Annotated in this window: 25 protein-coding genes; 10 read left to right on the forward strand and 15 right to left on the reverse strand. The window is 62.6% G+C overall.

The genetic code is table 11. The features are described 5' to 3' along the window. Nucleotides 1-45 precede the first annotated feature (45 nt). Entirely contained in the window at nt 46-561 is a 516-nt protein-coding gene (locus F2982_RS32045; RefSeq protein WP_203428385.1) for an acyltransferase, read from the forward strand. Next, the gene (locus tag F2982_RS31565; RefSeq protein ID WP_348652519.1) at nt 516-1,289 is read left to right on the forward strand and encodes an acyltransferase; all 774 of its coding nucleotides are present in this window, start codon (nt 516-518) and stop codon (nt 1,287-1,289) included. The genes F2982_RS32045 and F2982_RS31565 overlap by 46 nt, the downstream gene beginning before the upstream one ends. Nucleotides 1,290-1,302: 13 nt before the next feature. On the opposite strand, the gene F2982_RS15645 is transcribed toward F2982_RS31565, so the two are convergent. Then, nucleotides 1,303-1,890 (reverse strand): PadR family transcriptional regulator, encoded by a 588-nt coding sequence (locus F2982_RS15645; RefSeq protein ID WP_203428387.1) that lies wholly within the window; start codon nt 1,888-1,890, stop codon nt 1,303-1,305. Between the two features lie 159 nt (nt 1,891-2,049). On the opposite strand from F2982_RS15645, the gene F2982_RS15650 reads away from it, so the two are divergent. Then, nucleotides 2,050-3,231, forward strand: coding sequence for a YbfB/YjiJ family MFS transporter (locus F2982_RS15650; protein WP_203428388.1), 1,182 nt, complete (start codon nt 2,050-2,052; stop codon nt 3,229-3,231). Between the two features lie 122 nt (nt 3,232-3,353). Continuing rightward, on the forward strand, nt 3,354-4,619 hold the full coding sequence (gene sbmA / locus F2982_RS15655) for a peptide antibiotic transporter SbmA (RefSeq protein ID WP_203428389.1): 1,266 nt from the start codon (nt 3,354-3,356) through the stop codon (nt 4,617-4,619). A gap of 271 nt (nt 4,620-4,890) precedes the next feature. Here sbmA and F2982_RS15660 read toward each other — a convergent pair whose 3' ends face one another. Then, on the reverse strand, nt 4,891-5,886 hold the full coding sequence (locus tag F2982_RS15660; RefSeq protein WP_203428390.1) for a polysaccharide deacetylase: 996 nt from the start codon (nt 5,884-5,886) through the stop codon (nt 4,891-4,893). A gap of 124 nt (nt 5,887-6,010) precedes the next feature. Here F2982_RS15660 and F2982_RS15665 point away from each other — a divergent pair, with 124 nt between their 5' ends. The 3 genes from F2982_RS15665 to der all read left to right on the forward strand — a co-directional run bounded on the left by F2982_RS15665 (nt 6,011) and on the right by der (nt 8,825). Then, nucleotides 6,011-6,607: an NnrU family protein gene (locus F2982_RS15665; protein ID WP_203428391.1), complete on the forward strand. Its 597-nt coding sequence runs from the start codon at nt 6,011-6,013 to the stop codon at nt 6,605-6,607. Between the two features lie 100 nt (nt 6,608-6,707). Then, a complete protein-coding gene (locus F2982_RS15670) occupies nt 6,708-7,391 on the forward strand; it encodes a tetratricopeptide repeat protein (protein ID WP_203428392.1) in 684 nt (227 codons plus the stop codon). A gap of 15 nt (nt 7,392-7,406) precedes the next feature. Beyond that, nucleotides 7,407-8,825: a ribosome biogenesis GTPase Der gene (gene der / locus F2982_RS15675; protein WP_112719426.1), complete on the forward strand. Its 1,419-nt coding sequence runs from the start codon at nt 7,407-7,409 to the stop codon at nt 8,823-8,825. A gap of 235 nt (nt 8,826-9,060) precedes the next feature. Here the strand turns inward: der and F2982_RS15680 are convergent, their stop codons facing one another. Beyond that, nucleotides 9,061-9,498, reverse strand: coding sequence for a MarR family transcriptional regulator (locus F2982_RS15680; RefSeq protein WP_112719425.1), 438 nt, complete (start codon nt 9,496-9,498; stop codon nt 9,061-9,063). Nucleotides 9,499-9,658: 160 nt separating this feature from the next. Here F2982_RS15680 and F2982_RS15685 point away from each other — a divergent pair, with 160 nt between their 5' ends. After that, nucleotides 9,659-10,672: an alpha/beta hydrolase gene (locus F2982_RS15685; RefSeq protein WP_203430090.1), complete on the forward strand. Its 1,014-nt coding sequence runs from the start codon at nt 9,659-9,661 to the stop codon at nt 10,670-10,672. A gap of 6 nt (nt 10,673-10,678) precedes the next feature. On the opposite strand, the gene F2982_RS15690 is transcribed toward F2982_RS15685, so the two are convergent. From F2982_RS15690 to F2982_RS15725, 8 genes are all read right to left on the reverse strand, one after another. After that, the gene (locus F2982_RS15690) at nt 10,679-11,854 is read right to left on the reverse strand and encodes a glycosyltransferase family 1 protein (RefSeq protein WP_203428393.1); all 1,176 of its coding nucleotides are present in this window, start codon (nt 11,852-11,854) and stop codon (nt 10,679-10,681) included. A 132-nt stretch (nt 11,855-11,986) separates the two neighbouring features. Further along, nucleotides 11,987-12,898 (reverse strand): sugar kinase, encoded by a 912-nt coding sequence (locus F2982_RS15695; protein ID WP_203428394.1) that lies wholly within the window; start codon nt 12,896-12,898, stop codon nt 11,987-11,989. Nucleotides 12,899-13,043: 145 nt separating this feature from the next. Further along, on the reverse strand, nt 13,044-13,385 hold the full coding sequence (locus F2982_RS15700) for a hypothetical protein (protein ID WP_112719421.1): 342 nt from the start codon (nt 13,383-13,385) through the stop codon (nt 13,044-13,046). A 149-nt stretch (nt 13,386-13,534) separates the two neighbouring features. Continuing rightward, complete coding sequence (locus F2982_RS15705; protein ID WP_199627274.1) at nt 13,535-14,518, reverse strand: oligopeptide/dipeptide ABC transporter ATP-binding protein; 984 nt, start codon at nt 14,516-14,518, stop codon at nt 13,535-13,537. Then, nucleotides 14,511-15,515, reverse strand: a complete 1,005-nt coding sequence (locus F2982_RS15710; RefSeq protein WP_112719419.1) for an ABC transporter ATP-binding protein — start codon at nt 15,513-15,515, stop codon at nt 14,511-14,513. Before F2982_RS15710 ends, F2982_RS15705 begins: the two co-directional genes overlap by 8 nt. A 1-nt stretch (nt 15,516) precedes the next feature. Beyond that, entirely contained in the window at nt 15,517-16,434 is a 918-nt protein-coding gene (locus F2982_RS15715; protein ID WP_130277771.1) for an ABC transporter permease subunit, read from the reverse strand. Further along, nucleotides 16,431-17,354, reverse strand: coding sequence for an ABC transporter permease subunit (locus F2982_RS15720; RefSeq protein WP_112719417.1), 924 nt, complete (start codon nt 17,352-17,354; stop codon nt 16,431-16,433). Before F2982_RS15720 ends, F2982_RS15715 begins: the two co-directional genes overlap by 4 nt. A gap of 48 nt (nt 17,355-17,402) precedes the next feature. Beyond that, nucleotides 17,403-18,983 carry a peptide ABC transporter substrate-binding protein gene (locus F2982_RS15725; protein ID WP_130277772.1) on the reverse strand — a complete coding sequence of 527 codons (1,581 nt, stop codon included), beginning with the start codon at nt 18,981-18,983 and terminating at the stop codon, nt 17,403-17,405. Between the two features lie 266 nt (nt 18,984-19,249). Between F2982_RS15725 and F2982_RS15730 the strand changes: the two genes are divergently transcribed. Further along, complete coding sequence (locus F2982_RS15730; protein ID WP_203428395.1) at nt 19,250-20,890, forward strand: alpha-glucosidase family protein; 1,641 nt, start codon at nt 19,250-19,252, stop codon at nt 20,888-20,890. Here F2982_RS15730 and F2982_RS15735 read toward each other — a convergent pair whose 3' ends face one another. The 4 genes from F2982_RS15735 to F2982_RS15750 form a co-directional block, all read right to left on the reverse strand. Then, nucleotides 20,891-21,139: a DUF2442 domain-containing protein gene (locus F2982_RS15735; protein WP_203428396.1), complete on the reverse strand. Its 249-nt coding sequence runs from the start codon at nt 21,137-21,139 to the stop codon at nt 20,891-20,893. After that, nucleotides 21,120-21,365: a DUF4160 domain-containing protein gene (locus F2982_RS15740; protein WP_203428397.1), complete on the reverse strand. Its 246-nt coding sequence runs from the start codon at nt 21,363-21,365 to the stop codon at nt 21,120-21,122. The genes F2982_RS15735 and F2982_RS15740 overlap by 20 nt, the downstream gene beginning before the upstream one ends. 3 nt (nt 21,366-21,368) lie before the next feature. Beyond that, nucleotides 21,369-23,066 (reverse strand): adenine deaminase, encoded by a 1,698-nt coding sequence (gene ade, locus F2982_RS15745; RefSeq protein WP_203428398.1) that lies wholly within the window; start codon nt 23,064-23,066, stop codon nt 21,369-21,371. A 66-nt stretch (nt 23,067-23,132) separates the two neighbouring features. After that, on the reverse strand, nt 23,133-24,092 hold the full coding sequence (locus F2982_RS15750; RefSeq protein ID WP_203428399.1) for a pyridoxal-phosphate dependent enzyme: 960 nt from the start codon (nt 24,090-24,092) through the stop codon (nt 23,133-23,135). A 98-nt stretch (nt 24,093-24,190) separates the two neighbouring features. Here F2982_RS15750 and F2982_RS15755 point away from each other — a divergent pair, with 98 nt between their 5' ends. Further along, nucleotides 24,191-24,652, forward strand: a complete 462-nt coding sequence (locus tag F2982_RS15755) for an Lrp/AsnC family transcriptional regulator (protein WP_199627249.1) — start codon at nt 24,191-24,193, stop codon at nt 24,650-24,652. Nucleotides 24,653-24,666: the final 14 nt, after the last annotated feature.

Below are 24,666 nucleotides of genomic sequence, written 5' to 3' on the forward strand. Positions count from 1 at the left end.
CCGGCTCCATTCTCTTGTCCGCCGGTCTTCATGGAGGTCGGTGGAATGCTCGAGAGTGATGGCAGCAGTGCCAAGGCGATGCAGCACAATTACCGGCCGGATATCGACGGATTGCGGGCGGTTGCGGTTCTCTCCGTGGTGATCTTCCATGCCTTTCCGACCTGGCTTCCCGGCGGGCTCGTCGGCGTCGATATCTTCTTCGTCATTTCCGGCTATCTGATCAGCGGCCATATCCTGCAACAGCTGCACGACAACAAGTTTTCGATCTTCGATTTCTACAGCCGCCGCATCAGGCGCATCTTTCCGGCGCTGATCCTGGTGCTGCTCTTCTGTCTGGCGGTCGGCGCGGTGGCGCTCTCGGCGGCCGATAACAGGGAGCTCGGCGAGCATGTTGCCGGTGGGCGGGCTTCGTTGCCAATCTGCTCTTCTGGTTCGAAGTCGGCAGCACCAAGGATGGCGGCATTTCCAATCCGCTTCTGCATCTCTGGTCGCTCGGCGTCGAGGAGCAGTTCTACATCGTCTGGCCGCTCGCTGCCTGGATCGCCTGGCGGCGCGGCATGAGCGTCATCAAGACGATCGCGGCGGTGGCGCTGGTGTCGATGATCTTCAATCTCGTCATCGTCTATATCGACCGGACGACGGCCTTTTATCTGCCGGTGACGCGCTTCTGGGAGCTGCTGGCCGGTGCTGCGCTCGCCGAGCTGGAGCGCTCCCACGGCGGGCTGTCGCGGCCGGCGGCAAACCTTGCGGCAATCGCCGGTATCGTGCTGCTGGTGCTGAGCTTTGCGCTGATCCGGGAAAAGCAGGCCTTTCCGGGTATCATCGCGGCGGCGCCCGTTCTCGGCGCGGTGCTGGTCATCGCTGCGGGGCGGACGGCGGTATTCAAGACCCTGATCTTCAGCAACCGGATTGCGGTGGCGATCGGGCTGATCAGCTATCCGCTCTATCTCTGGCACTGGCCGCTTCTCTCCTTCGGCTACATCATCGGCCACGACACGCCGGCGAAGGAGGTGCGTTTCGCATTGCTGGCGGCGAGCGTGGTGCTGGCGGCGCTGACCTACATGATCATCGAGAAGCCGATCCGCTTCGGGCGTTTCCGGAAATCGGCGGTGGCCGTGCCGCTGTTTGCGATCATGACTTTCATCGGCGCGGCAGGCTATTGGGTATCGGAGCAGGCGCAGCACGCGCTGCCGCGCGACGTGGCGCAGGTGGGTGTGCCGGTCGCCGAAAATACCGCGCCTCCGCAAAAGGAAAGCCGCCACGTGACACGTGACGGCCGTTCGCTCTGACGATTGCGCGGTATCAGATCTGGGGCTTGCCGCCCTGCAGGATTTCCATCGCGGCGCGCTCCAGGATGCCGGAGATACGGGCGGCTTCCTCAGCCGACCAGGGATGGCGCATGCGCAGCGCCGAGCGCAGCAGCTGGCGGGCGGCGCGCACGTCGCGGTCGTCGCGCATGAATTCCTCGTCTTCCTCTTCGCGGCGGCGGCCGTGCTGTTCGGGATCGAACATGCGGTTGACGAAGGCCATCTTCTCGCCGACGCGTTCGAGCTTGCTGAAAATGCCGTCGATCATGGCGCGGTTCTCCTCGACCTTGCGCTTGCCGCTTTCGGTGATCTTGTAGAGCTTCTTGGTGCCCTCGGCCTCGACTTCGGTCAGGCCGGTTTCTTCCAGATAGGTCAGCGCCGGATAGATGACGCCCGGGCTCGGCACGTAGAAGCCGCCGGAGCGCTCTTCCAAAACCTTGATCAGTTCGTAGCCGTGGCGCGGCTGTTCGTTCAGCAGTGCCAGAAGCACGATCTGCAGATCGCCGGCCGAAAACTTCCGGCCCATTCCCATGCGGATCGCGTCGCCGAACATGCCGCCGCCACCGCCTCTAAAGCCTCTCATAGCTTCTTCCTTTCATCGTTAATCATATCGAATGCTATGTCGTAAAACATATATCGTAAGATATTACGTTTCAAGGGGAGCCCGCGGATTTCCGGAATTGAACCGATCGATCAGAATTTCTTGTTTGCGGTGCAGCAGGGGGCGGGCGATAAGCGCATCATGTTGGCACGCAATGAGAATGAGCCAGTCAGTCTGGTCCGCACGGCCCTTGCCGGGATGATCGCCATGGCCGCGGCCATGGGCTTCGGGCGCTTCTCCTACACACCGATCCTGCCGGGCATGATGAGCGGCGTTCCGCTCTCGGCCTCCGATGCCGGGTTCATCGCCTCGGCGAATTTCGTGGGCTATCTCGCCGGCGCCGTGCTCGCCGCCTATGGCTGGGCGGCCGGGCGGGAGAGGGCGGTGGCGCTTGCGGCACTCGCCGCCAACGCGCTCCTTCTCGCGGCGATGGCGGTGACCACATCCGTTCCCGTCTTTGCGGTGATCCGCTTCCTCGCCGGGCTCGCAAGCGCCTTTTCGATGGTCTTCACCTCGTCGATCGTGCTCAGCCACGGCGCGGCAGCCGGCAACGACCATGTCCAGTCGGCGCATTTCGGCGGACCGGGCGCAGGTATCGCGCTGTCGGCGCTGATGGTGCTGCTGATCGGCATCGCCTTTCCCGATGCGGGCGGCTGGCGGGCGGACTGGATCGGCGGTGCGCTGTTCTCCGCACTCGGTCTTGCCGCAGCCTGGGCTTTGCTGCCGGCGGGACCCGCGGCGGCGGCGCGCAAGGGGCCGGAACCGGCCATCGCCTGGACACCGCCGATGCTCCTCGTGACGCTCTCCTACGGCATTTTCGGCTTCGGCTATGTCATCACCGCCACCTTCCTCGTGGCGATCGCCCGCATGGATGCGGCGGGCGCTTTCGTCGAGTTCCTCTGCTGGTTCATTGCGGGCGTGACCGCCGCGGTGGCGCTCTTTGGCTGGAAGCCGTTCGTGCGCGTTCTCGGGCTCGGCGGCGTCTATGTCGCGGCTGTTGTCATCGAGGTTGCCGGTGTGCTCGCGACCGTCATGCTGCCGCATTCGCTGGCGCCGCTGATCGGTGGAGCACTGTTCGGCGCCACCTTCCTGGCGATCACCGCCTACGGCCTGCAGATCGGCCGTAAGCTTTCGCCGGAAAGCCCCCGGCGCGTCATGGCGCTGATGACGGCGGCCTTCGGTCTCGGCCAGATCGTCGGGCCGCTGATCGCGGGCTGGGTGGCTGAGGGGACAGGAAGCTTCACGCTGCCCACCTATATTGCCGCCGCCGCCCTCGGCATTTGCGCGCTCCTCGTGCTGCCGGTCATCAAGAAACTGGGATAAGCCGTTACAAATACGTAAGAATGGCCCCCGGCCATTGCTGCCTTCTTCGAACTGCCTTAATTTCCCGCACAATCAGTGTTTGCTGATGCTCCCGAGATTCCAGTTCAGGAAAGCGCCTCCCAGTGTTTCATTCCTTCTTTCCGCAGCCGAAGCTGTTTTTCCCTTCGATTGTCATTTGGACGCTCATCGCCATCGCGGTCTGGTATCTGTTTGCCGCAGATCTCGGTGTCCATATGGGCTTTGCGCCGGTCGCCGAAGAACAGCAGCCGATCGATCTGTCCTTCTTCCTGTTGCCTGAGAATTTGTGGTTCTACGGCTACTTCTTCCTGACAACGATCATCTTCTGCGGCTTCTGGCACATCAAGGCCTGGGATCATCCGTGGAAGCTGTGGTCGGTCTGGGGCTCGGCGCTGATCATTTTCGTTACCTATTTCGGCGTCCAGATCACCGTCGTCATCAACAATTGGCGCCGTCCGTTCGGTGACCTGCTGCAGAACGCGCTTTCGAAGCAGCCCGGCATTACCGTCGAGAATTTCTACGACCTGATGCTGATCTTCGTGCAGATTGCCTTCCTCAGCATGTTCGTGTCGATCATGACCGACTTCTTCACCAGCCACTACATCTTCCGCTGGCGCACGGCGATGAACAATTTTTACATGTCGAAGTGGGAAAAGCTGCGCCATATCGAAGGTGCCTCGCAGCGTGTGCAGGAAGACACGATGCGCTTCTCCAGCACTCTTGAAGGCCTAGGCATCAGCCTTATCAATTCGGTGATGACGCTCGTCGTGTTCCTGCCGATCCTGCTGGCGCTCTCGCATTATGTCACCGCGCTGCCGATTGTCGGCCCGGTCGCCAATTCGCTGTTCTGGCTGGCGCTCTTCTGGTCTATCTTCGGTACGCTGCTGCTTGCGATCGTCGGCATCAAGCTGCCGGGTCTGAACTTCAAGAACCAGCGCGTCGAGGCTGCCTACCGAAAGGAACTCGTTTATGGCGAGGACCATGCCGACCGCGCTCAGCCGCCGACGGTCACGGAGCTTTTCTCCAATGTCCGCCGCAATTATTTCCGCCTCTATTTCCACTACCTCTATTTCAACGTGGCGCGCTATTTCTACATCCAGGCGGACGCGCTTTTCGTGACCTTCATGCTTGTGCCGACGATCGTTGCCGGTGCGATCACCTACGGTATCTTCCAGCAGATCTCGACCGCCTTCGGGCAGGTCAGCAACTCGTTCCAGTATCTCGTCAATTCCTGGACGACGATCATCGAGCTGCTGTCGATCCACAAGCGCCTGAAGGCTTTCGAGGCGGCGATCGACGACGAGCCGTTGCCCGATATCGATCAGCGGTATCTCGATCGCGAGGGCGGGGTCGTCCACCAGGACGGCTGATAGAGGTTAGCTCATCGATGGCTTCGAGCGAGCGGCCCCCTCATCCGGCTGCCGCCACCGACCGGGGTCGAGCCGACGGTCTCGACCCGTCCTTCGGACCCCCGCTGGGGAGAAGGGAACGAGCCTTAAGCGCTCGCTTCCTCTCTACGCAAGTTGTGGGGGGAGGCGTCGCCGAACTCCCCTTCTCCCCAGCGGGGAGAAGGTGCCCGAAGGGCGGATGAGGGGGCCGCTTGTTCAAGCGGCCAATCTTTTATTGCTGCCGGACTTAGCCCTACAGCGCCGAATTATCCTGCGCCTTCAGCTTGCCCCGCGCCTCGATCATCGGGATCGCCTCCGAATAGCTGACGCAGGCGACGTCGGCTCTATGGCAGACGTCGCTGACCAGCCGGTCGAGGGCCCGCCAGTAGGCGCCGCCGTTCATTTCGACGAAGTGGAAGCCGAGCTGGAGGGGGATGCGGTCGCCCGCATATTGCTTGTCGAAGGCTTCCTTGAAGGCGGCGTAGGAGCGCTCTTCGAAGGTCTTGCTGTCGGCGGCGTCTTCCTCGCCCTTGGAGTGGCGGACGAAGAGATTGTAGTCCATGCCGATGATCGGCCGGTCCTTGGGGCCTTCGGGGATCAGCGGCAGGCCGAAGCGGATGACGCCGTCTTCGACGACGGGCATGGCCGGTCCCTTGGTCACCAGGCTGGCGTCATAGGTGAAGCCAGCCTTCTTCTCGGCGGCGATCATGTCGCTACCTTCGCTGGCCGACAAATAGGGGGCGCGAAAACCCTTGATGCCGTGGTCGACGAGATCCTGCCAGCCATCGGGCTCGGCGAGGCCGACGCCCTTCCAGGCATTCTTCAGCGTCGCCTTGAAGGTCGCATATTCTTCCGACCAGTCGGCGCTGCTCCACTGACGGCCGTCGAAATGGCCGCAGGCATGGCTTGAGATATCGTGCCCCTCGAGATGCGCGTGCCAGATATTGCCGAGGCGCTCGCGGATCTCGTCGTCGCTCTGGGCGAAGCCGACATTGGATTTTCCGCGTTTCTGATGAGGCGCTTGATAGGCTTTCTTCGCATCCTGATTCATCAGGAAGGTGCAGGACAGGAAATAGGTGAAATGCGCGCCGTTGCGGGCTGCCATTTCGCGGCTCTTCTGCCAGAGCGCGTTGTCGTGGGCGCCGTCGAAGGAAATGATGACGAGCTGCTTCGGCTGATCGGCCGCCGAGGCGGCAGCGGGCAGGGCAACGGAAAGGGCGAGACAGGCAGAGGAAATGGAACGAAACATGGGCACCGCGACAATTTGTTTGCGGCTTTCCTGTTACAGAATTGCGGCGAAGCTGCGGTCTCGCTGGCATTTTTCCCGCCCAGCCGGTATCGAACATTGTTAGTTATCGATCAGGAATATCATCATGGCTTTGCTTGCCTTAAGTCTTGTTCTCTTTCTCGGCCTTCATCTTATCCGCGTCGTGGTGCCGGGGTTCCGGTTGGCGATGATCGACAAGTTCGGCAAGCCGGTCTGGATCGCCTTCCATTCGGTCGCCAGCATCCTGACGCTCGTCTTCGTTGCCTATGCCTTCGCCGCCGCCCGCAGCGAGCCGATCGGCATGCTCTACAATCCGCCTGCCGGCATGGCGCATCTGACGGTGACGCTGATGCTGATCGCCGTCATCTGTTTCGTCGCCGGCTTCCTGCCGGCCGGCCATATCCGGTCGAAGGCCAAGCACCCGGTGGTGCTTTCGGTGAAGATCTGGGCTCTGGCGCATCTCTTCTCGAATGGCGAGGCCTATTCGGTGCTGCTGTTTGCCGCTTTCCTCGCCTGGGGCGTCATCCTGCGCATCTCGCTGAAGCGGCGCCTGCGCCGCGGCGAGATCACGCTGCCGGTCTTCGTTTCGGCGAAATACGACCTCTATGCCGTCGTCATCGGCGTCATCGTCTGGGCACTGATGATCTGGCGCGTGCATGAATGGCTGATCGGCGTCGCGCCGCTGCCGATGCTCGCTTCCTGAGGAATCTCAGATATCCCCCTTACATCGGCCGCAAAATGGAGTAGAAGGCCCAACAATATGCGAAAACGCATGAATTGGGCTTTCCCTGCCGGAGACGAGAATGGCATTCAACGACGACAGCTTCATTCGTGAAGTCAATGAGGAACTGCGTTCCGACCAGATGAAGGGCGCATGGCGCCGCTTTGGCCGCTACCTGATCGCGCTCGCCGTCCTGATCGTTCTCGGCACTGTCGGCTACAAGGTCTACCAGTACTGGGATGACAATGCGTCTTCCAGCACCGGCGACCAGTTCCTGGCGGCGATGAAGCTCGCCGACGAGAACAAGAATGACGAGGCGCTCGCCGCTCTCGACAAGCTAAAGAAGGAAGGCCACGGCGCCTATCCGGTTCTCGCCCGCATGCGCGCAGCCACCGTGCTCGCCGCCAAGGGCGACAATGCCGGTGCCGTTGCCGCTTTCCAGACGATCGGCAAGGACCAGTCGGTTCCGGAAGCCGTCCGCAATGCTGCCAAGCTGCGCGCCGGCTGGATGCTGATCGATACCGGCACCTATGACCAGGTCGTTGCCGAGCTGGAAGAGATGGCGATCCCCGCCAACGCCTTCCGCCATTCGGCCCGCGAAGCGCTCGGCATTGCCGCCTACAAGGCCGGCAACATGGCGCAGGCCCGCACCTGGTTCACCCAGATCACCGAAGATGCCGCGAGCCCGCGCAATGTTGCCAACCGCGCGCAGATGATGCTTGATAACATCACTGCGTCTGGCAAGGCGCCTGCCGCACAGGGCTGAGTTTAAGGAAACCTGATGAGTTTTACGGTCGCCATCGTCGGTCGCCCGAATGTCGGCAAGTCGACGCTTTTCAACCGCCTGGTTGGGAAGAAGCTGGCGCTTGTCGATGACACGCCAGGCGTTACCCGCGACCGCCGTCCCGGCGACGCGCGGCTGATGGGCCTGAATTTCACGATCATCGATACCGCCGGCCTCGAAGAGGCCGACGAGGAGAGCCTGCAGGGCCGCATGCGCGCGCAGACGGAAGCAGCGATCGACGAGGCAGATCTTTCGCTCTTCGTCGTCGATGCCAAAACCGGCCTAACGCCCGTCGACAAGGACCTGGCGGAGATGCTGCGCCGTCGCGGCAAACCGGTCGTGCTCGTCGCCAACAAGTCCGAAGCGCGCGGTTCCGATGGCGGCTTCTATGATGCCTTCACGCTCGGCCTCGGCGAACCGACGCCGATCTCGGCCGAACACGGGCAGGGAATGCTCGATCTGCGCGACGCCATCGTCGAAGCGATCGGCAAGGACCGCGCCTATCCGCCGAAGGAAGACGTGGCCGAAACCAATGTCGACGTCCGCCACGAGCTGGAAGAGGACGAAGACTACGAGCCGGAATACGACGATACCAAGCCGCTGCGCGTGGCGATCGTCGGCCGTCCGAATGCCGGCAAGTCGACCCTGATCAACCGCTTCCTCGGCGAGGACCGTCTTCTGACCGGGCCGGAAGCGGGCATCACCCGCGATTCCATCTCGGTCGAGTGGGACTGGCGCGGCCGCACCATCAAGATGTTCGATACGGCGGGCATGCGTCGCAAGGCGAAGGTCATCGAGAAGCTGGAGAAGCTTTCGGTTGCCGATACGCTGCGCGCCATTCGCTTTGCCGAACTTGTCGTCATCGTCTTCGATGCGACGATCCCGTTCGAGAAGCAAGACCTGCACATCGTCGATCTGGTGCTGCGCGAGGGACGCGCCGCCGTTCTCGCCTTCAACAAGTGGGACATGATCGAGGATCAGCAGGCGGTACTTGCCGACCTGCGCGAAAAGACCGACCGGCTGCTGCCGCAGGCCCGCGGCATCCGCGCCGTGCCGATTTCCGGCCAGACCGGCCGCGGTCTCGACAAGCTGATGCAATCGATCATCGACACCGACAAGGTGTGGAACAAGCGCATCTCGACCGCCAAGCTCAACCGCTGGCTCGAGCAGCAGCAGGTCCAGCATCCGCCGCCCGCCGTCTCCGGCCGCCGCCTGAAGCTCAAGTATATGACGCAGGTCAAGGCCCGCCCGCCGGCCTTCATGATCTCCTGCACGCGCTCCGACGCGCTGCCGGAATCCTACACGCGCTACCTGATCAACAGCCTGCGCGTCGACTTCGACATGCCGAGCGTGCCGATCCGCATTCACTACCGCGAGAAGGAAAACCCCTTCGAGGGGAAGAAGCGGCGGACTTAGTCCCTTTGAGGTTGAGCGTGCAGCCCCCTCATCCGGCTGTCGCCACCCACCGGGGTCGAGCCGACGGTCTCGACCCGTCCTTCGGACCCCCGCTGGGAAGAAGGGAACTGCCGCACTCGCTCGCTTCCTCGAAACCTCAGAGATGGCACGCGGGAATCGCCTCAAGTCCCTTCTCCCCAGCGGGGAGAAGGTGCCCGGAGGGCGGATGAGGGGGCTACACCCGCTTCGCTCGCCGCTAAGCCGCACTCTTGTTCAGTGCATCCCTGAGCGCAATGATCTCGGCCCGTAGCCGTTTCAGCTGATCGAATTCGCTGCCGGTCGCATCGACGATGCAGTTCGGCACCGTTGCCGCCTTGGTTTTCAAGGCCTTGCCCTCATCGCTGAGCCTGATGACGACGACGCGTTCGTCTTCCTTGCTGCGCTCGCGGCGAATGAGGCCGGCCGCTTCCAGGCGCTTCAACAGCGGCGTCAGCGTGCTCGATTCCAGAAACAGCTTGTCGCCAATACCGCCGACGGTCTGGCCGTCTTCTTCCCATAGCGCCACCATGACCAGATATTGCGGATAGGTGAGGCCGAGCTCGTCGAGCAGGGGCTTATAGACGCGGTTCATCGCGTGGTTTGCCGTGTACATGGCAAAGCAGATGAAATTTTCGAGTTTCAGGTCGTCACTCATGTGGGCATCTCCAGAACCGGATGAAATTATATCGCGCGATAACTAATCGCAAGCGCTTATTTCGCATGCCGGCTATGCGTCAATTTTGATTGTGAGATAAATAATCGTGCGCGATATAAAGCCGTGTTCACGACGAACCGCAACCGAAGAGGACAAGATGATGTCGACCATCAAGATCGCACTTTCCGCAGCAACCATCCTGGCAGCCACGACGCTCGGCGCCGCTGCCGACCCGGTTCTGGAACCGGCGACACAGAAGTTCATCGATGCGCTGGCTGGCTCCAAGCCGATCTATACGCTCTCGCCCGCCGATGCCCGCAACGTGCTGGCCGGCGCCCAGAAGGGCGACGTCAAGAAACTCGCCGCGCAGGAAGAAAACCTGACGATCAAGGCTGGTCCCACCGGCGAGATCAAGCTGCGTATCGTGCGTCCTGCTCATGCCAAGGGCCCGCTGCCTGTCGTGATGTATTTCCACGGTGGCGGATGGGTACTCGGCGACGCGGATACGCATGACCGGCTGGTCCGCGAGATCGCCAATGGCGCCGATGCCGCTGTTGTTTTCGTCGATTACGAGCGGTCGCCCGAGGCCCGCTATCCCACCGCCATCGAACAGGCCTATGCGGCAACCAAATATGTCGCCGAGCATGCCAAGCAGTTCAAGGTTGATGCCAGCCGCCTGGCAGTCGCAGGTGACAGCGTTGGCGGCAACATGACGGCTGCGGTGACGCTGATGGCCAAGGAACGCGGTGGTCCCGCCATCGATCAGCAGGTGATGTTCTACCCGGTCACCGACGCGAATTTTGAGACCGGCTCCTACAACCAGTTCGCCAATGGTCCGTGGCTCACCAAGGATGCGATGAAGTGGTTCTGGAACGCCTATCTGCCTGATGAAGCCAAGCGCAAGGAGCCGACCGCTTCGCCGCTACAGGCTTCGCTCGAGCAGCTGAACGGCCTGCCGCCGGCCCTGATCATCACCGATGAGAACGACGTGCTGCGCGACGAGGGCGAGGCCTATGGCCGCAAGCTCAGCCAGGCAGGCGTCAGGGTCACGTCGGTCCGCTTCAACGGCACCATCCATGACTTCGTATTGCTGAACGCCATCAGCGAAACACCCGCCGTGCGCGGTGCGATCAAGCTTGCCAGCGATACGCTGCGGGCAGCGCTGCATCAGTAAGCGGCATCAGGCGCCAGATTTCATCGGGCCGGCGGCATCGCCGGCCTTTCTGCGTGGCAGCGTCTTGGCATATTGCCAGGCGCGCTTCCATTTCGGGGCGATGACGCCGTTGGCGGCGCGGATGTTGTTGATGAACTGCTGTGTCGCCGCTTCCCAGGAATAGGTGAGCGCCAGTTCGCGGGCCTTGTCACGCGAGGCGGAAAGGGCCGCAAGGCACGCGGCGCGCAGGTCCTCGTCCAATACGCCGACTTCGCCTTCGTCTCCGATAATGTCGAGCGGGCCGGTGACCGGGTAGGCGGCGACGGGGACGCCGGATGCCAGCGCCTCGAGGATCGTGTTGCCGAAGGTGTCGGTCAGCGACGGGAAGACGAAGACGTCGGCCTGGGCGTAGATATTGGCCAGTTCCGTGCCGAATTTCAAACCGGTGAAAAGCACGTCGGGATAGCGCTTGGAAAGCTCGGCGCGCGCAGGGCCATCGCCGACGACGACCTTGGAGCCGGGGAGATCGAGATCGAGGAAGGCCGGGAGGTTCTTTTCGAGCGCGACGCGGCCGACGGTCATAAAGACGGGGCGCCGCAGGCCGAAAGGCTTTTCCTCGAGTTCGGCCGGATGAAACTGCGAGGCGTCGATGCCGCGGCTCCAGGGCATCAGGTTACGGATGCCTTTTTCCGAGAGTTCGCGTGCCAGGCTGGGCGTCGCCACCATGCAGCCGGCGCCGGAATTGTGGAACCACTTCACGAAAGCATAAAGCCAGCTTTTCGGCACCGGCAGGCGGGCCGAGACATATTCCGGGAAGCGGGTGTGATAGCTGGTGGAGAAGGGCATGCGGTTCTTCAGGCACCAGCGCCGGGCGGTCAGCCCGAGCGGGCCTTCAGTGGCGATGTGGACATAGGACGGCTTGTGTTTTTCGATCTCGCGGGCGACGCGGCGGTAGCTGGTGATCGACAAGCGAATCTCGGGATAGGTCGGGCACGGAATGCTGTTGAACCGCTCCGGCGTCACCATCGACACGTCGACGCCCATCCGGGCGAGCTCGCGATTGGTGTTCTCGATCGAGCGCACGACGCCATTGACCTGCGGATGCCAGGCATCGGTGACGATGACAAGCCGCTCAGGCACCGCGCCCGGGGCGGCATTCGCCCAGCTCTCGCCAGTCAGGCTCTTCGAAGGATGTTGAAGCATATCCCGTTTCCATCCAGGCCGCCGGCTTCGGCGGACACGACCCAAGGCGGGGACAGCAAGCCGATTCCCGCGTGCCTCCTATTTTGAGGCCTCTCCGTGATGGATTTATTACAGGGCTGTGGACGTGCTCTCTCAGAGCCCGAGCTTGTCCTTCGGCACCAGCGCGCCGTGCTCGCTGACGACGCGGGCGGCGACTTTGGCGGCGAAGCGGGCGCTTTGTTCGGCGTCTTTGGTTTCCAGGTACTTGGCCAGGAAGGAGCCGTTGAAGCTGTCGCCGGCGCTGGTCGTGTCGACGACGGTCTCGACCTTTTCGGCGGGCACGAGCGAGCGATTGCCTTCGAAATCGAGCGTCGCGCCGTCGGCGCCGTTCTTGACGACGATGTTGGGAGCGCCGAGGGCGCGGTAGCGCTGGATCGTCGCCTCGATCGAATCGTCGCCGAAATGCGAGGCCTCGTCGTCGAAGCTCGGCATCACCAGCGTCGAGGAGCGGGCGCCCTCGCTGATGACGGTATGCATCACGTCATAGCTCGACCAGAGGCGCGGGCGGATGTTCGGGTCGAAGACCACGAACTTTCCGGCGGCCTTGGCACGGCGGGTTTCGGCGAGCAGGGTGTCGACGTCCTCGCGCGGCAGGATGGCAAGCGTGATGCCGGAGAAATAGACGACATCGGAGGCTTCGACCGCCTCTCGCAGATAATCGGGATCGGCGGCGAGCTGCTTGGCGGCGGAGCTGTCGCGCCAGTAGCTGAAGGAGCGCTCGCCGTTCCTGAGGTTGATCATGTAAAGGCCGGGCGCCTTGCCCTTGATGCGGCGGATATAGGAGGTGCCGATGCCGTGGCTGTCGAAGAAGGCGGCCATCTCGTCGGACATGGCGTCATCGCCGAGTGCGGTGAAATAATCGACGGTCCAGGAGGAGGGCATGCAGGCGCGGGCATACCAGGCGGTGTTCAGCGTATCGCCGGCAAAGCCCTTTCTCAGCAGGCCGTCACCGGCCTGCGACAGCTCCACCATGCATTCACCGATCGAAAGAAAGCGTCCGCTCAAATCAGCCTCCCGGAAATCTCAAGCGTCTGCTGCTTACGCGCAGCGGACCGGGGTGGCAAGCCATCCCTGGGGTGGCAAGCGCACAGAACGCGCAAACGGCCCGCTTTGAGCGGGCCGTCCGTATTCTCTCGCGTCTTCTCGGGGCTTAGCCGATTTCCGGGCAACCGCGGCGGTTGGCGAAGGTGATGCGGTCCGGGCCGCCGCGCGTCCAGCCGCGGACGGTGACGCTGCGATCGGTGACGCGGACCACTTCGGCGCGGCGGAAGCCGGCGTCGCGGGCGGCGTAGACGGCCTCGCGCGGGCTGCAGCCGCGGCGGAAATCGCGGTCGCCATAGCGGTCGCGATCCCTGTCACGGTCGTAGATGCGCACACCATCGGGGCCGATGCGGAACTGGACGTCCTGCGCCTGCGCAAAGCTGACGGGCAGCGCGACGCTGCCGAGGGTGAGAGCCAGCGCCAGGCCAGCATTGGAGATGAGTTTCAGCATGTTTTCCTCCATTTCGGAGCCCTACCAAGACCCGGAACATGTCGTTTTACGGAGGAGGAACTGCCCCGGAGCGAAAAATGTTCCGCTCCGGGGCATGCACTGGAGCATGCCGCGTGTTGCGCGCAGCAGCCGCCAGGGCGGACGCGATATCAGCGATCCATGTGGTAGCAGGCGGCCGTCTGGTTCGGCCGGACCTGCTCTGTCGGCGGCATTTCCGTGCGACAGATGTCGGTCGCCTTCCAGCAGCGGGGCGAGAAGACGCAGCCCTTCGGCGGGTTCAGCGGCGAGGGCGGATCGCCCTGCAGCAGGATGCGCTTGCGCTGGCGGGCAAGCTTCGGATCCGGGATCGGAGCAGCCGAGAACAGCGCCTGCGTATAGGGATGCGCCGGGTTTTCGAACACCGTGGCGCAATCGCCGGCTTCGACCACCTTGCCGAGATAGAGCACCAGCACGTCATCGGAGATCAAGCGCACGACCGAGAGGTCATGGCTGATGAAGATCAGCGTCAGGCCGAACTCCTTGCGCAGCTTGCGCAGCAGCGTGATGACCTGGCCCTGGATCGACACGTCGAGGGCCGAGACCGGCTCGTCGCAGATGATCAGCTTCGGCTTGGTGACGACGGCGCGGGCAATGCCGATACGCTGCGCCTGGCCGCCCGAAAACTCGTGCGGGTAGCGGTTGATCATTTCCGGCACGAGGCCGACGGCACTCATGATCTCGCGGACGCGCTCCAGGCGCTGGGCCTTGGAGAGCTTCGGCTCGAACACGGTCAGCGGTTCGGCGATGATATCGCCCACCGTCATGCGCGGATCGAGCGAGGCGATCGGATCCTGGAAGATGATCTGCATGTCGCGGCGTGCGGCGCGCATTTCTTCTTCGGAGAGATCGAGCAGGTTGCGGCCCTGCCAGAGGATGCGGCCCTTCTGGGAGGTCAGCAGGCGCAGGATCGAGCGGCCGAGCGTGGACTTGCCACAGCCGGATTCGCCAACGATGCCGAGCGTGCGGCCTTCCTTGAGGTCGAAGCTCACATTGTTGACCGCCGTCAGCATGACCGGCGGCTTGAAGAAGCCCTTGGCGGGCAGTTCGAACTGGGTCGTCAGGTTTTCGACCCGAAGCAGGGAACGGTCAGCCATGGATCATCAGCTCCTCGCGGCGCGGGAAGGGGTGGAAGCAGGCGGCGCAATGGCGCGGCGCCAGCGTTTCGAGCGATGGCGGGCGATCGATGCAATCGTCCTGGACCTGCGAACAGCGCGGCGAGAAATTGCAGCCCTTTGGCAGGTGCTGCAGGTTCGGCGGCCGGCCGGGGATGACGACGAGATCGTCGACATCCTGATCCGGACGCGGGATCGAGGCGTGCAGTGCTGCGGTATAGGGATGCGCCGGGTTTTCGAAGAGTTCGTCGACCGGGGCTTCCTCGACGATGCGGCCGGCATACATGACGGCGACGCGATCGGCGAGGCCGGCAACGACGCCGAGATCGTGGGTAATCATCACCAGCGCCGTATTCATCTCCGAGGTCAGATCGTTGAAGAGATCGAGGATCTGCGCCTGGATGGTCACGTCGAGCGCCGTCGTCGGCTCGTCGGCGATCAGGAGCTTCGGCTTGGTCAGCAGCGCCATGGCGATGACGATGCGCTGGCGCATGCCGCCGGAGAGCTCGTGCGGATAGAGGTTGAAGCGCCTGGTCGGATCAGGAATGCCGACACGCTTCAGCATGTCAAGCGCTTCGGCTGAGGCCGCACGCGCCGTGTAGCCGCGGTGAACCTCAAGCTGTTCCGTCAGTTGCCGGGAAATCCTCAGAGACGGATTCAAGGCGGTCATCGGGTCCTGGAAGACCATCGCCATGTCCTTGCCGCGGACATGATCGAGCTCTTTCGGCTTCAGTGCCAGGACATCCTTGCCTTCGAGCAGCGCCTGGCCGGTGGTGCGGCCGTTCTTGGCGAGCAGGCCCATGACGCCGAGGAAGGTCTGGCTCTTGCCGGAACCGGATTCTCCGACGATCGCGACGCGCTCGCCACGCTTGATCGTCAGGTTCATGCCGGAGACGGCCTTCACCTGGCCATCGGGGGTCTCGAAGGTGATCGAATAGTCTTTCAGTTCGAGAAGGGTTTCTTGTGGTTGCTGGGACATGTCAGCGATCCTTCGGGTCGAACGCATCGCGCAGGCCATCGCCGATGAACAGCAGGCTGAGCAGCAGGGCGACGAGGAAGCAGGCCGGGAAGATCAGCAGCCATGGCATGCTTTCCATGGCATCGGTGCCTTCCGCAATCAGCGTGCCGAGCGAGGTCAGCGGCTCCTGAACGCCGAAGCCGAGATAGGAGAGGAAGCTCTCCGTGGCGATGATTTCGGGGACGGTGAGGGCCGCGAAGATCACGACCGGGCCGATCAGGTTCGGGATGATGTGCTTGATGATGATCTTGAGCGGCCGCTGGCCGGAGGCGCGCGCCGCCTCGATGAACTCGCGGTGCTTGATCGACAGCGTCTGGCCGCGAACGATACGGGCCATGGTCAGCCATTCGAGCGCGCCGATCGCTGCAAAGAGCAGGTAGACGTTGCGGCCGAAGATGACCATCAGCAGGATGACGAAGAGGATGTAGGGGAAGGCGTACATGATGTCGACGAAGCGCATCATGATCGAATCCAGCCGTCCGCCGATATAGCCGGAGATGGCGCCGTAGAGCACGCCGATGACGACGGAGACCAGCGTGGCGGTGAAGGCGACGGCAAGCGAGATGCGGGTGCCGTAAAGCACGCGTGCCAGCAAGTCGCGGCCATTCGGGTCGGTGCCGAAATAGTGGCCGGTCTCGAAGGAGGGCGGGATGCGGAAGGCTGCCCAATCCGGATCTTCGTAGTTGTAGGGAATGAACCAGGGGCCGGCGAAGGCGACGAGGATCAAAAGAACGAGGACGACGATCGAGACGACCGCGGCCTTGTTGCGCGACAGGCGGCGCAACGCATCCCTGGTGAGCGAGCGCCCCTCGGGCGCAAGGCCTTCGGCCTCGAGCAGCTCGGCTGCCAGCAATTCGCGTTTGGCAGGATTGAGGATCATCGGTTTCTCACTTTCGGATCGAGCCACGCATAGGCGATGTCGACGAGAAGGTTCAAAAAGACGATCAGCACCATGTAGAAGATGACCGTGCCGAGAACCATGCCGTAGTCGCGATTGAGCGCTGCGTTGATGAAATAGCGGCCGATGCCGGGCAGTCCGAAGACGCTTTCGACAACCAGCGAGCCGGTGAGAAGATAACTGGCCGCCGGGCCGAGATAGGAGACGACGGGCATCATGGCGGGCTTCAGCGCATGGCGCATGATCGTCAGGCGCGGGCCGATGCCCTTGGCCTTGGCGGTACGGATATAGTTCTGGCCCATCACCTCGATCATCGAGCCGCGGGTGATGCGCGAGATGCGCCCCGCATGCGGCAGAGCCAGCACGACGACGGGCAGGACGAGGAATTTCAGCGAGCCGTCACCCCAGCCGCCGACCGGCAGCCAGGCGAGATGGATGCCGAAGACCAGCTGCAGGATCGGCGCGATCAGGAAGTTCGGCAGAACGACGCCTACCAGGATCAGGGCGCCCAGAATGTAGTCCGGCGTCTTGTTCTGATAGAGCGCCCCAAGACAGCCGACGAAGACGCCGACGATAATGGCGACGAGGAAGGCAGCGGTGCCGATGGTGAAGGTATAGGGCAGGCCGATCATGATCTGCTGCGCGACGGTGAAGTCTTCGCTGGCAAATGACGGGCCGAGGTCGCCTCTCAGGAGGTCGCCCACATAGATGAGGTACTGCTGAACCAGCGGCTTATCCAGATTGTAGTGGACGGCCAGGTTCTTCAGGATCACCGGCGGCAATGGCCTTTCGCCATCGAAGGGGCCGCCGGGGGCAAGGCGCAAAACGAAAAAGCAGGCTGTGACGGCGATCCACAGGACGGGGATCGTCGACAGCAATCGACGGAGTGCATATTTGATCATGATCGTGAACCGGCCCCTTCCGCCAAGAGCGGAAGGGGCCGTTTTCCCTTATTCTTTCATCGACAGCCAGCGGGTGCGGTGGATGTCCTGGACGTTGTCGACGAAGCCCTCGATCTTGGGCGAAACGACGTTCTTGGAAACGTAATAGTAGATCGGCAGCGCAGCGGAATCATCCAGCGCGATCTGCTCGGCCTTCTTGAACATTTCGGCGCGCTTGGTCAGATCGGTCTGAGCGTTGCCGTCCTTGATCAGCTTGTCGTATTCCGGGTTCGACCAGCGACCGTAGTTCATCTGGACGCCCGTGACGAGCAGGTTCAGGAAGTTGTCCGGATCGTTATAGTCGGCGAGCCAGCCGGCACGGCCGATCTGCACTTCGCCGCGCTGCAGTTGGTCGTAATGGACCTTGGTTTCGGCATTGACGAGCTCGACATTGACGCCCAGCGGCTTCCACATGGAGGCGATCGCCACGGCGATGCGCTTGTGGTTGTCGTTGGTGTTGTACTTGAGCTCGGCGGTCAGCGGATGATCAGGGCCGAAGCCGGCTTCCTTGAGCAGCTTCTTGGCTTCCTCGACCTTTTCCTTGTAGGGCATGTCCTTCCAGGACACGTAGGCCGGATCGCCGTAATTCGCCGTGCCCGGCGGGACCCAGGAATAGGCCGGCAGTTCGCCGGTGCCGAGGATCTGCGGGCCGATGACTTCGCGGTTGATCGCCATGGACAGAGCCTGGCGGACGCGCTTGTCGCTGAAGGGCGGCTTCTGCGAGTTGATGACGTAGTAGTAAAGACCCGAGAACGGGGCGACATGCGCCTGGCCCGGCAGGTTCTTCTTCATCCACTCGTACTGGTCGGTCGGGAAGTCCGTGAGGATGTCGAATTCGCCGGCGCGGTAACGCTTCAGCGCGGCTTCCTGGTCTTCGAGAACGAAGAACTTGGCGCCATCGATCTTCAGGTCCTTGGCACCGTAATACTGGTCGTTCTTGACGGTGGTGACGTGCGAACCCGGAACCCATTCGGTCGGCTTATAGGGGCCGTTGGTGACGATGTTGCCGATCTTCACCCAGTCGGCGCCCTTGGCTTCCACCACATGCTTCGGCAGTGGATAGGCCGTGTAGTGCATCAGCGCGTTGATGAAGTAGGGGGTCGGGTTTTCGAGAGTGATCTCGAGGGTCTTGTCGTCGATTGCCTTGACGCCGAGCTGGTTGAGATCGGTGATCTCGCCCTTGTTGATCTTTTCGGCGTTCTTGATGGTGAACTGCAGATAGGCGTAGTCGGCGGCGTTCTTCGGGTCGACGAGGCGCTGGAAGGCGAAGACGAAGTCTCCGGCCGTTACCGGCTGGCCATCGGACCACTTGATGCCGTCACGAAGCTTGAAGGTGTAGACCTTGCCGTCGTCGGAGACTTTCCAGCTTTCGGCCTGGCCGGGAATCGGATTGTCCTTGGCGTCTTCGGTCACAAGACCTTCGAAAATGTCGCCGGCGATACGGTTTTCCCAGTCGCCGGAGAGCTTCTGCGGGTCGAGCGACGTCGGGTCGCCGCCGTTATGGATGTTGATCGTGGCCGCGTGGGCCGAGAAAGCCAGCAATGTGCCAAACATTGCAGAGGCTAGAATTTTTTTCGTTATATGGTTCATGGTTGGGCCACCTTTCCAGGCTTTGTCGCCTGTTTTTAGTCATTTGTTCCCGGTTTTGACCTGTTACGTGCAGGTCAACGCGCACCTTATCGCAAAGGTTTGGCGTTGCAACCCCCTTGCAGAGGGGTCGCTAAGGGTGTGGACAAGCCTATATGCGGCGCGAATTTGCCTTTCCGCGTCTACCCCAGAATAGGCTGTTAACGCAGTTGTTTTTTGTTTTCACGGCTTTAGTCTGTCTGCAATCGGACTATTCGGAGAAGGCATTCATGGCAGGCAAGACGGCGGACTGGTGGCGGGGCGCGGTAATCTATCAGGTCTATCCACGCTCTTTTCAGGATACGAATGGCGATGGTCTCGGTGACCTCAAGGGGATAACCCGCCGCCTGCCGCATATTGCCAGCCTCGGCGTCGACGCGATCTGGCTGTCGCCCTTCTTCAAGTCGCCGATGGCCGACATGGGCTACGACGTCTCAGATTATTGCGATGTCGATCCGATCTTCGGGACGCTCGAGGATTTCGACGAGATGATGAGGGCGGCGCATGCGCTGGGCCTGAAGATCATCATCGACCAGGTGATCTCGCATACATCCGACCAGCACCCCTGGTTCATCGAGAGCCGGGCGAGCCGGAACAATCCGAAATCCGACTGGTATGTCTGGGCCGATCCGAAGCGCGACGGCACGGCGCCGAACAACTGGCTGTCGATCTTCGGCGGACCGGGCTGGGAATGGGACGGCGTGCGCCGCCAATATTATCAGCACAACTTCCTGACCTCGCAGCCCGACCTCAACTTCCACAACAAGGAGGTTCAGGACGCGGTGCTGAAGACGGTGAAATTCTGGCTCGACCGTGGCGTCGACGGCTTCCGCCTCGATACGGTCAACTATTACTTCTGCGACAAGCTGTTGCGCGACAACCCTGCGCACGAGCCGGACGAGAGCGACGCCGGGCTCGATGCGCCTGACAGCAATCCCTACGGCATGCAGAATCACCTCTACGACAAGACGCAGCCGGAGAATATCGACTTCCTGAAGCGCTTCCGGGCGCTGCTCGACCAGTACGAGGACCGCACGACGGTCGGCGAAGTGGGCGATGGCGCCCGCTCGCTGAAGACGGTGGCCGCCTATGTCAGCGGCGGCGACAAGCTGCACATGTGCTATACGTTCGACCTGCTCGGACCGGATTTCACCGCCGCCCATATCCGCAATTGCGTCGATACGTTCCAGCGGATGGTGAAGGACGGGTGGGTCTGCTGGGCCTTCTCCAACCACGACGTCAACCGCCATGTCAGCCGCTTCGCCAAGACCGAGGCCGAGCGTCCCGTCATCGCCAAGCTGGCGATCTCCGTTCTGGCGGCGCTGCGCGGCTCGATCTGCCTCTACCAGGGCGAGGAACTCGGCCTTCCCGAGGCGGAACTCGCCTTCGAGGACCTGCGTGACCCCTACGGTATCCGCTTCTGGCCGGCCTTCAAGGGCCGCGACGGATGCCGCACGCCGATGCCCTGGGAGGCCGCCAAGGCGCATGCAGGCTTCACCTCGGCCGAGAAAAGCTGGCTGCCGGTGCCTTATGAGCAGGCAGCGCTATCGGTCGATGCGCAGCAGACGGACAGCAACTCGGTTCTGACGCACTACCGCCAGACGCTCGAATTCCGCAAACAGCATCCGGCCCTGATCGACGGCGACATGGAGTTCATCGGCACCAACCAGGACCTGTTGGCTTTCACCCGCCAGAAGGGCGAGGAGAAGCTGCTCTTCGTCTTCAACCTGACGCGCGAGGCGGCGGAGTTCAAACTGCCTGCGGGTGTGAAGGTCGCCGGTGCGGTCGCCGTGCCGGGGCTGAAGGGCGAGGTGTCGGGCGGGGCGATCAAGCTTGCGCCGCTCAGCGGCTATTGCGGGGCGCTCGCCTGATCAGGCCGCGGATGGGCGCTTGGTCGTCTGGTCTCCGCGGCCGGCGATCAGCCCTTCGATCGAAATGTCCTCGTCGAGTTCATCCCAATGGAGGCCCATCGGGCTGATCTCGACAGCGGCGCGCTGTGCGGCAGTTGCCGAGAGCAGGCGCGGAAACCAGGCGAGCGGCACGCCGAGCGTGCGGCCGTCGTCGAGCGCGACCCACATGGTGCTTTCATCGAAGCTGACCTCAGTTGCTGAAATGCTCATGCCAAGCTCTCTCGATGGCTGGTTTGTTCTTCGCCACTTCTCGAATGATATCAGCTAGCTCCCTCGGATTGAAGCCTTTGCTGTCGGCAATCCCGATTGCCGGCGAAAGCCATACTTTCGCTTCGCCATTCGGCCCGCGGACATGAATGTGGAGCGGCTCGCGCGGATCGCCTTCGTTTGAATAGAAGAAAAACTTCAAGCTTCCGGATCTGAAGACGACAGGCATCGCTCATCCAATCAACATGAAGCGATCGACATCCACCATCCCCTTGTCCGAAATCTTCAGGTGCGGGATCACCGGGAGCGGCAGGAAGGCGACCTGGAGGAAGGGCTCTTCGAGAGTCGTTCCAAGGGCATAGGCCGCCTTTCTCAAGTGATGCAGCGTGTCGCGGACGCTCTCGTAGGGCTCGAGGCTCATCAGGCCGGCGACGGGGAGTGGGATTTCGCCGGTGACCTTACCGTCCTCGACGACGACGAAGCCGCCCTTGATTTCGCCGAGGCGGTTTGCCGCAAGCGCCATGTCGTCCTCGTTGACACCGACGACGCAGATATTGTGGCTGTCATGACCGACGGTGGAGGCGATCGCGCCTTTCTTCAGCCCGAAACCCTGGACGAAGCCGTTGGCGTGGTTACCGTTCTTGCCGTGGCGCTCGATGACGGCGACCTTGATGATGTCGTTTGCAAGATCGAGGTCGGTCTGGTTGCCCTTGACGGGAAGGCGGTAGCGGCGGTGCTCGGTGATGATCTTGCCGGGCATGACGCCGATGACGGGCGTTTCGCCCTCGGCGACCGGGACGCCGAAATGCATGGCCTGGACGGGGCGCGCCTTGACGCTGTCGAGACCGACGGGGGTGACCGGCTTGCGGGTGGCAAACAGCGCGTCGGTGACGCGCCGGCCGGCGGCGAAGACCGTCTCGGCCTTGCAGCTTTCGAGGCTGTCGATGACCACGAGATCGGCGCGCCAGCCGGGGGCCACGAGGCCGCGGTCGCGGAGGCCGAAGGCGCGGGCAGCCGAGATCGAGGCTGCGCGATAGACGGCGAGGGGCTCGACGCCGTGTGCGATCGCCGTGCGGATCATGTAGTCGAGATGGCCCTGTTCGGCGATATCGAGCGGATTGCGGTCGTCGGTGCAGAGCGCAAGATAGGGCGAGAGACGCTCGGTAATTATCGGCAGCAGGGCGTGGAGATCCTTCGAAACCGAGCCTTCGCGCACCAGGATATGCATGCCCTTGCGGATCTTTTCCAGCGCTTCCCCGGCGGTGGTGCATTCATGCTCGGTGCGGATGCCGGCTGAGAGATAGCCGTTGAGATTGGTGCCGCTCAGCAGCGGCGCGTGGCCATCGATATGGTCGCCCTGGAACGCTTCGAGCTTGGCAAGGCAGACCGGATCCTTGTGGATGACACCCGGGAAATTCATGAATTCGGCAAGGCCGATGACCTTCGGGTGATCGCGGAAGGGCAGGAGCTTTTCGATCGGCAGATCGGCGCCCGCGGTTTCCAGATGGGTCGCGGGGACGCAGGAGGAGAGCTGGACGCGGATGTCCATGATCGTCTCGAGTGCGGAATCCAGGAAGAAGCGGATGCCGTCCTCACCGATGACATTGGCGATCTCGTGCGGATCACAGATCACCGTCGTCACGCCATAAGGCAGGACGCAGCGGTCGAATTCATGCGGGGTGACGAGCGAGGATTCGATGTGGAGATGCGTGTCGATGAAACCGGGAACGACGATCTTGCCGGAGATGTCGATCTCCTCGACGGCCTGATAATCGGCGCAGGTGCCGACGATCCGGTCGCCGCAGATGGCGATGTCGGAGGAGACGAGTTCGCCGGTAACGAGATCGAAGAAGCGGCCGCCCTTCAGGACGATGTCTGCCGGGATGCGGCCGGTGCCCTGGTCGATCATCGCTTCGAGACGTTTGGTCATGGCGGCTTCCTCGTATTGAATCGGTTGCCTAGCCTAAACGTTCTCCAGCGCGACGGGGAGGGGCGTTCACGCGATGTCGGCCCTGACGTTGGCGCCGCAGAGGATGGTTGCGACGGTGACGCCTTCCAGCGCCTTGCCATGCCGGATGAGGCCGGCGAGACCGGCGGCTCCGGCCTCCTCGACGACGAGGCCGTAGTGCAGGCGGCAGAAGTCGCGTGCCGCGCTGATGTCGGCTTCGCTGACCTCCCAGACATCGTCGACGGTCGCCTTCATGCAATCGAGCGCATAGGGCACGCATTCGCGCACGGCGATGCCGTCGGCGGCGGTCGCCGCCGTTTCGGTCGTAGCGGGATGACCGGTTTCCCAGGAGCGTTTCATCGCCGGAGCATTCGAGGCGACGATGCCGATGACCTTGCAATCCGGCGCATGCGCCCTGATCCAGGTGCCGACGCCCGTCAGGAGCGCGCCGTTGCCGAGCGGCACGACGATGGCATCGAGGCGGACGGCGCTTCGGGCGAGCTGTTCGGTGATCTCCAGCGCGATGGTGCCGGCGCCCTCGGCGATCGTCCGCAACGCGCCGTCCTCGACGAAGGCGCAGTCATGCTCCTCAGTGTAACGGCGGGCGGCGGCCTTGGCGGCGTCGAAATCCGCTCCCTCCAGCCGCACTTCGGCGCCGAGCTTTCGCATCGCGTCGACCTTGCCGGGATTGGCGGTCGTGGCGGAGAAGATGACGACGCGGCGGCCCCGCGCCCGCCCGGCATAGGCGAGGCCCTGGCCAAAATTTCCCGCCGAGGCGGAGACGATCGGGGTGTCGCCCGGCGGCTCGTTGTGCAGCCACCAGCTGGTGCCGCGGCCCTTGAACGAGCGGATCGGATTGAGCGTCTCGACCTTGGCGAAGAGCCGGAGGCCGAGGGCGGCGTTGGCGCTTTGCTGCTCGATGAGCGGACTGTTGAGGAAAACGGGATCGATCGCCTTGGATGCGGCGAGAATACCATCGGCGGAGGGGTGTTGCTGGCTGTTCGTCATGCGATAAAGATGCCAGTGAAAACTTGCGAATAATCCCGTATTCTCTTCACTGGGCGGGAGTATTTCCTGATTTTCGAGATTTTGTGGGAATTTCTATCATGACGCTGACCAAGGCGGATCGCGAGATCCTCAAGCTGATGCAGCAGGATGCGACGATCACGCTGGCGGCGCTGTCCGAGCGCGTCGGGCTTTCGCAATCCTCGACGCAGCGGCGGCTGCAGAAACTCCGGGACGACAAGGTGATCCTCCGCGACGTCTCCGTCGTTGATCCCAAGGCGATCGGCTCGGCGGTTTCGATGCTGGTCGAGGTGGAGCTGGAGCGCGACCGGCCGGAACTGCTGCAGCCGTTCATGCGCTGGATCGCCGAGACGCCGGAAGTGCAGGAGGCGTGGTGCACGTCGGGGCGGGGCGACTATACGCTGGTGATCCTGGCGCAGTCCGTAGAGCATTTCGATGTGCTGGCCGACCGGATGATGGAGCTCAACCGCAACATCCGCAAGTTCACGACGAGCGTCGTTCTCAAAACGCTGAAGCGGACGCTTGCCGTGCATATCGACTAGGACCGGCTCAGCCT

The sequence above is a fragment of the Rhizobium sp. BG4 genome (assembly GCF_016864575.1).
GTDB lineage: Bacteria > Pseudomonadota > Alphaproteobacteria > Rhizobiales > Rhizobiaceae > Rhizobium.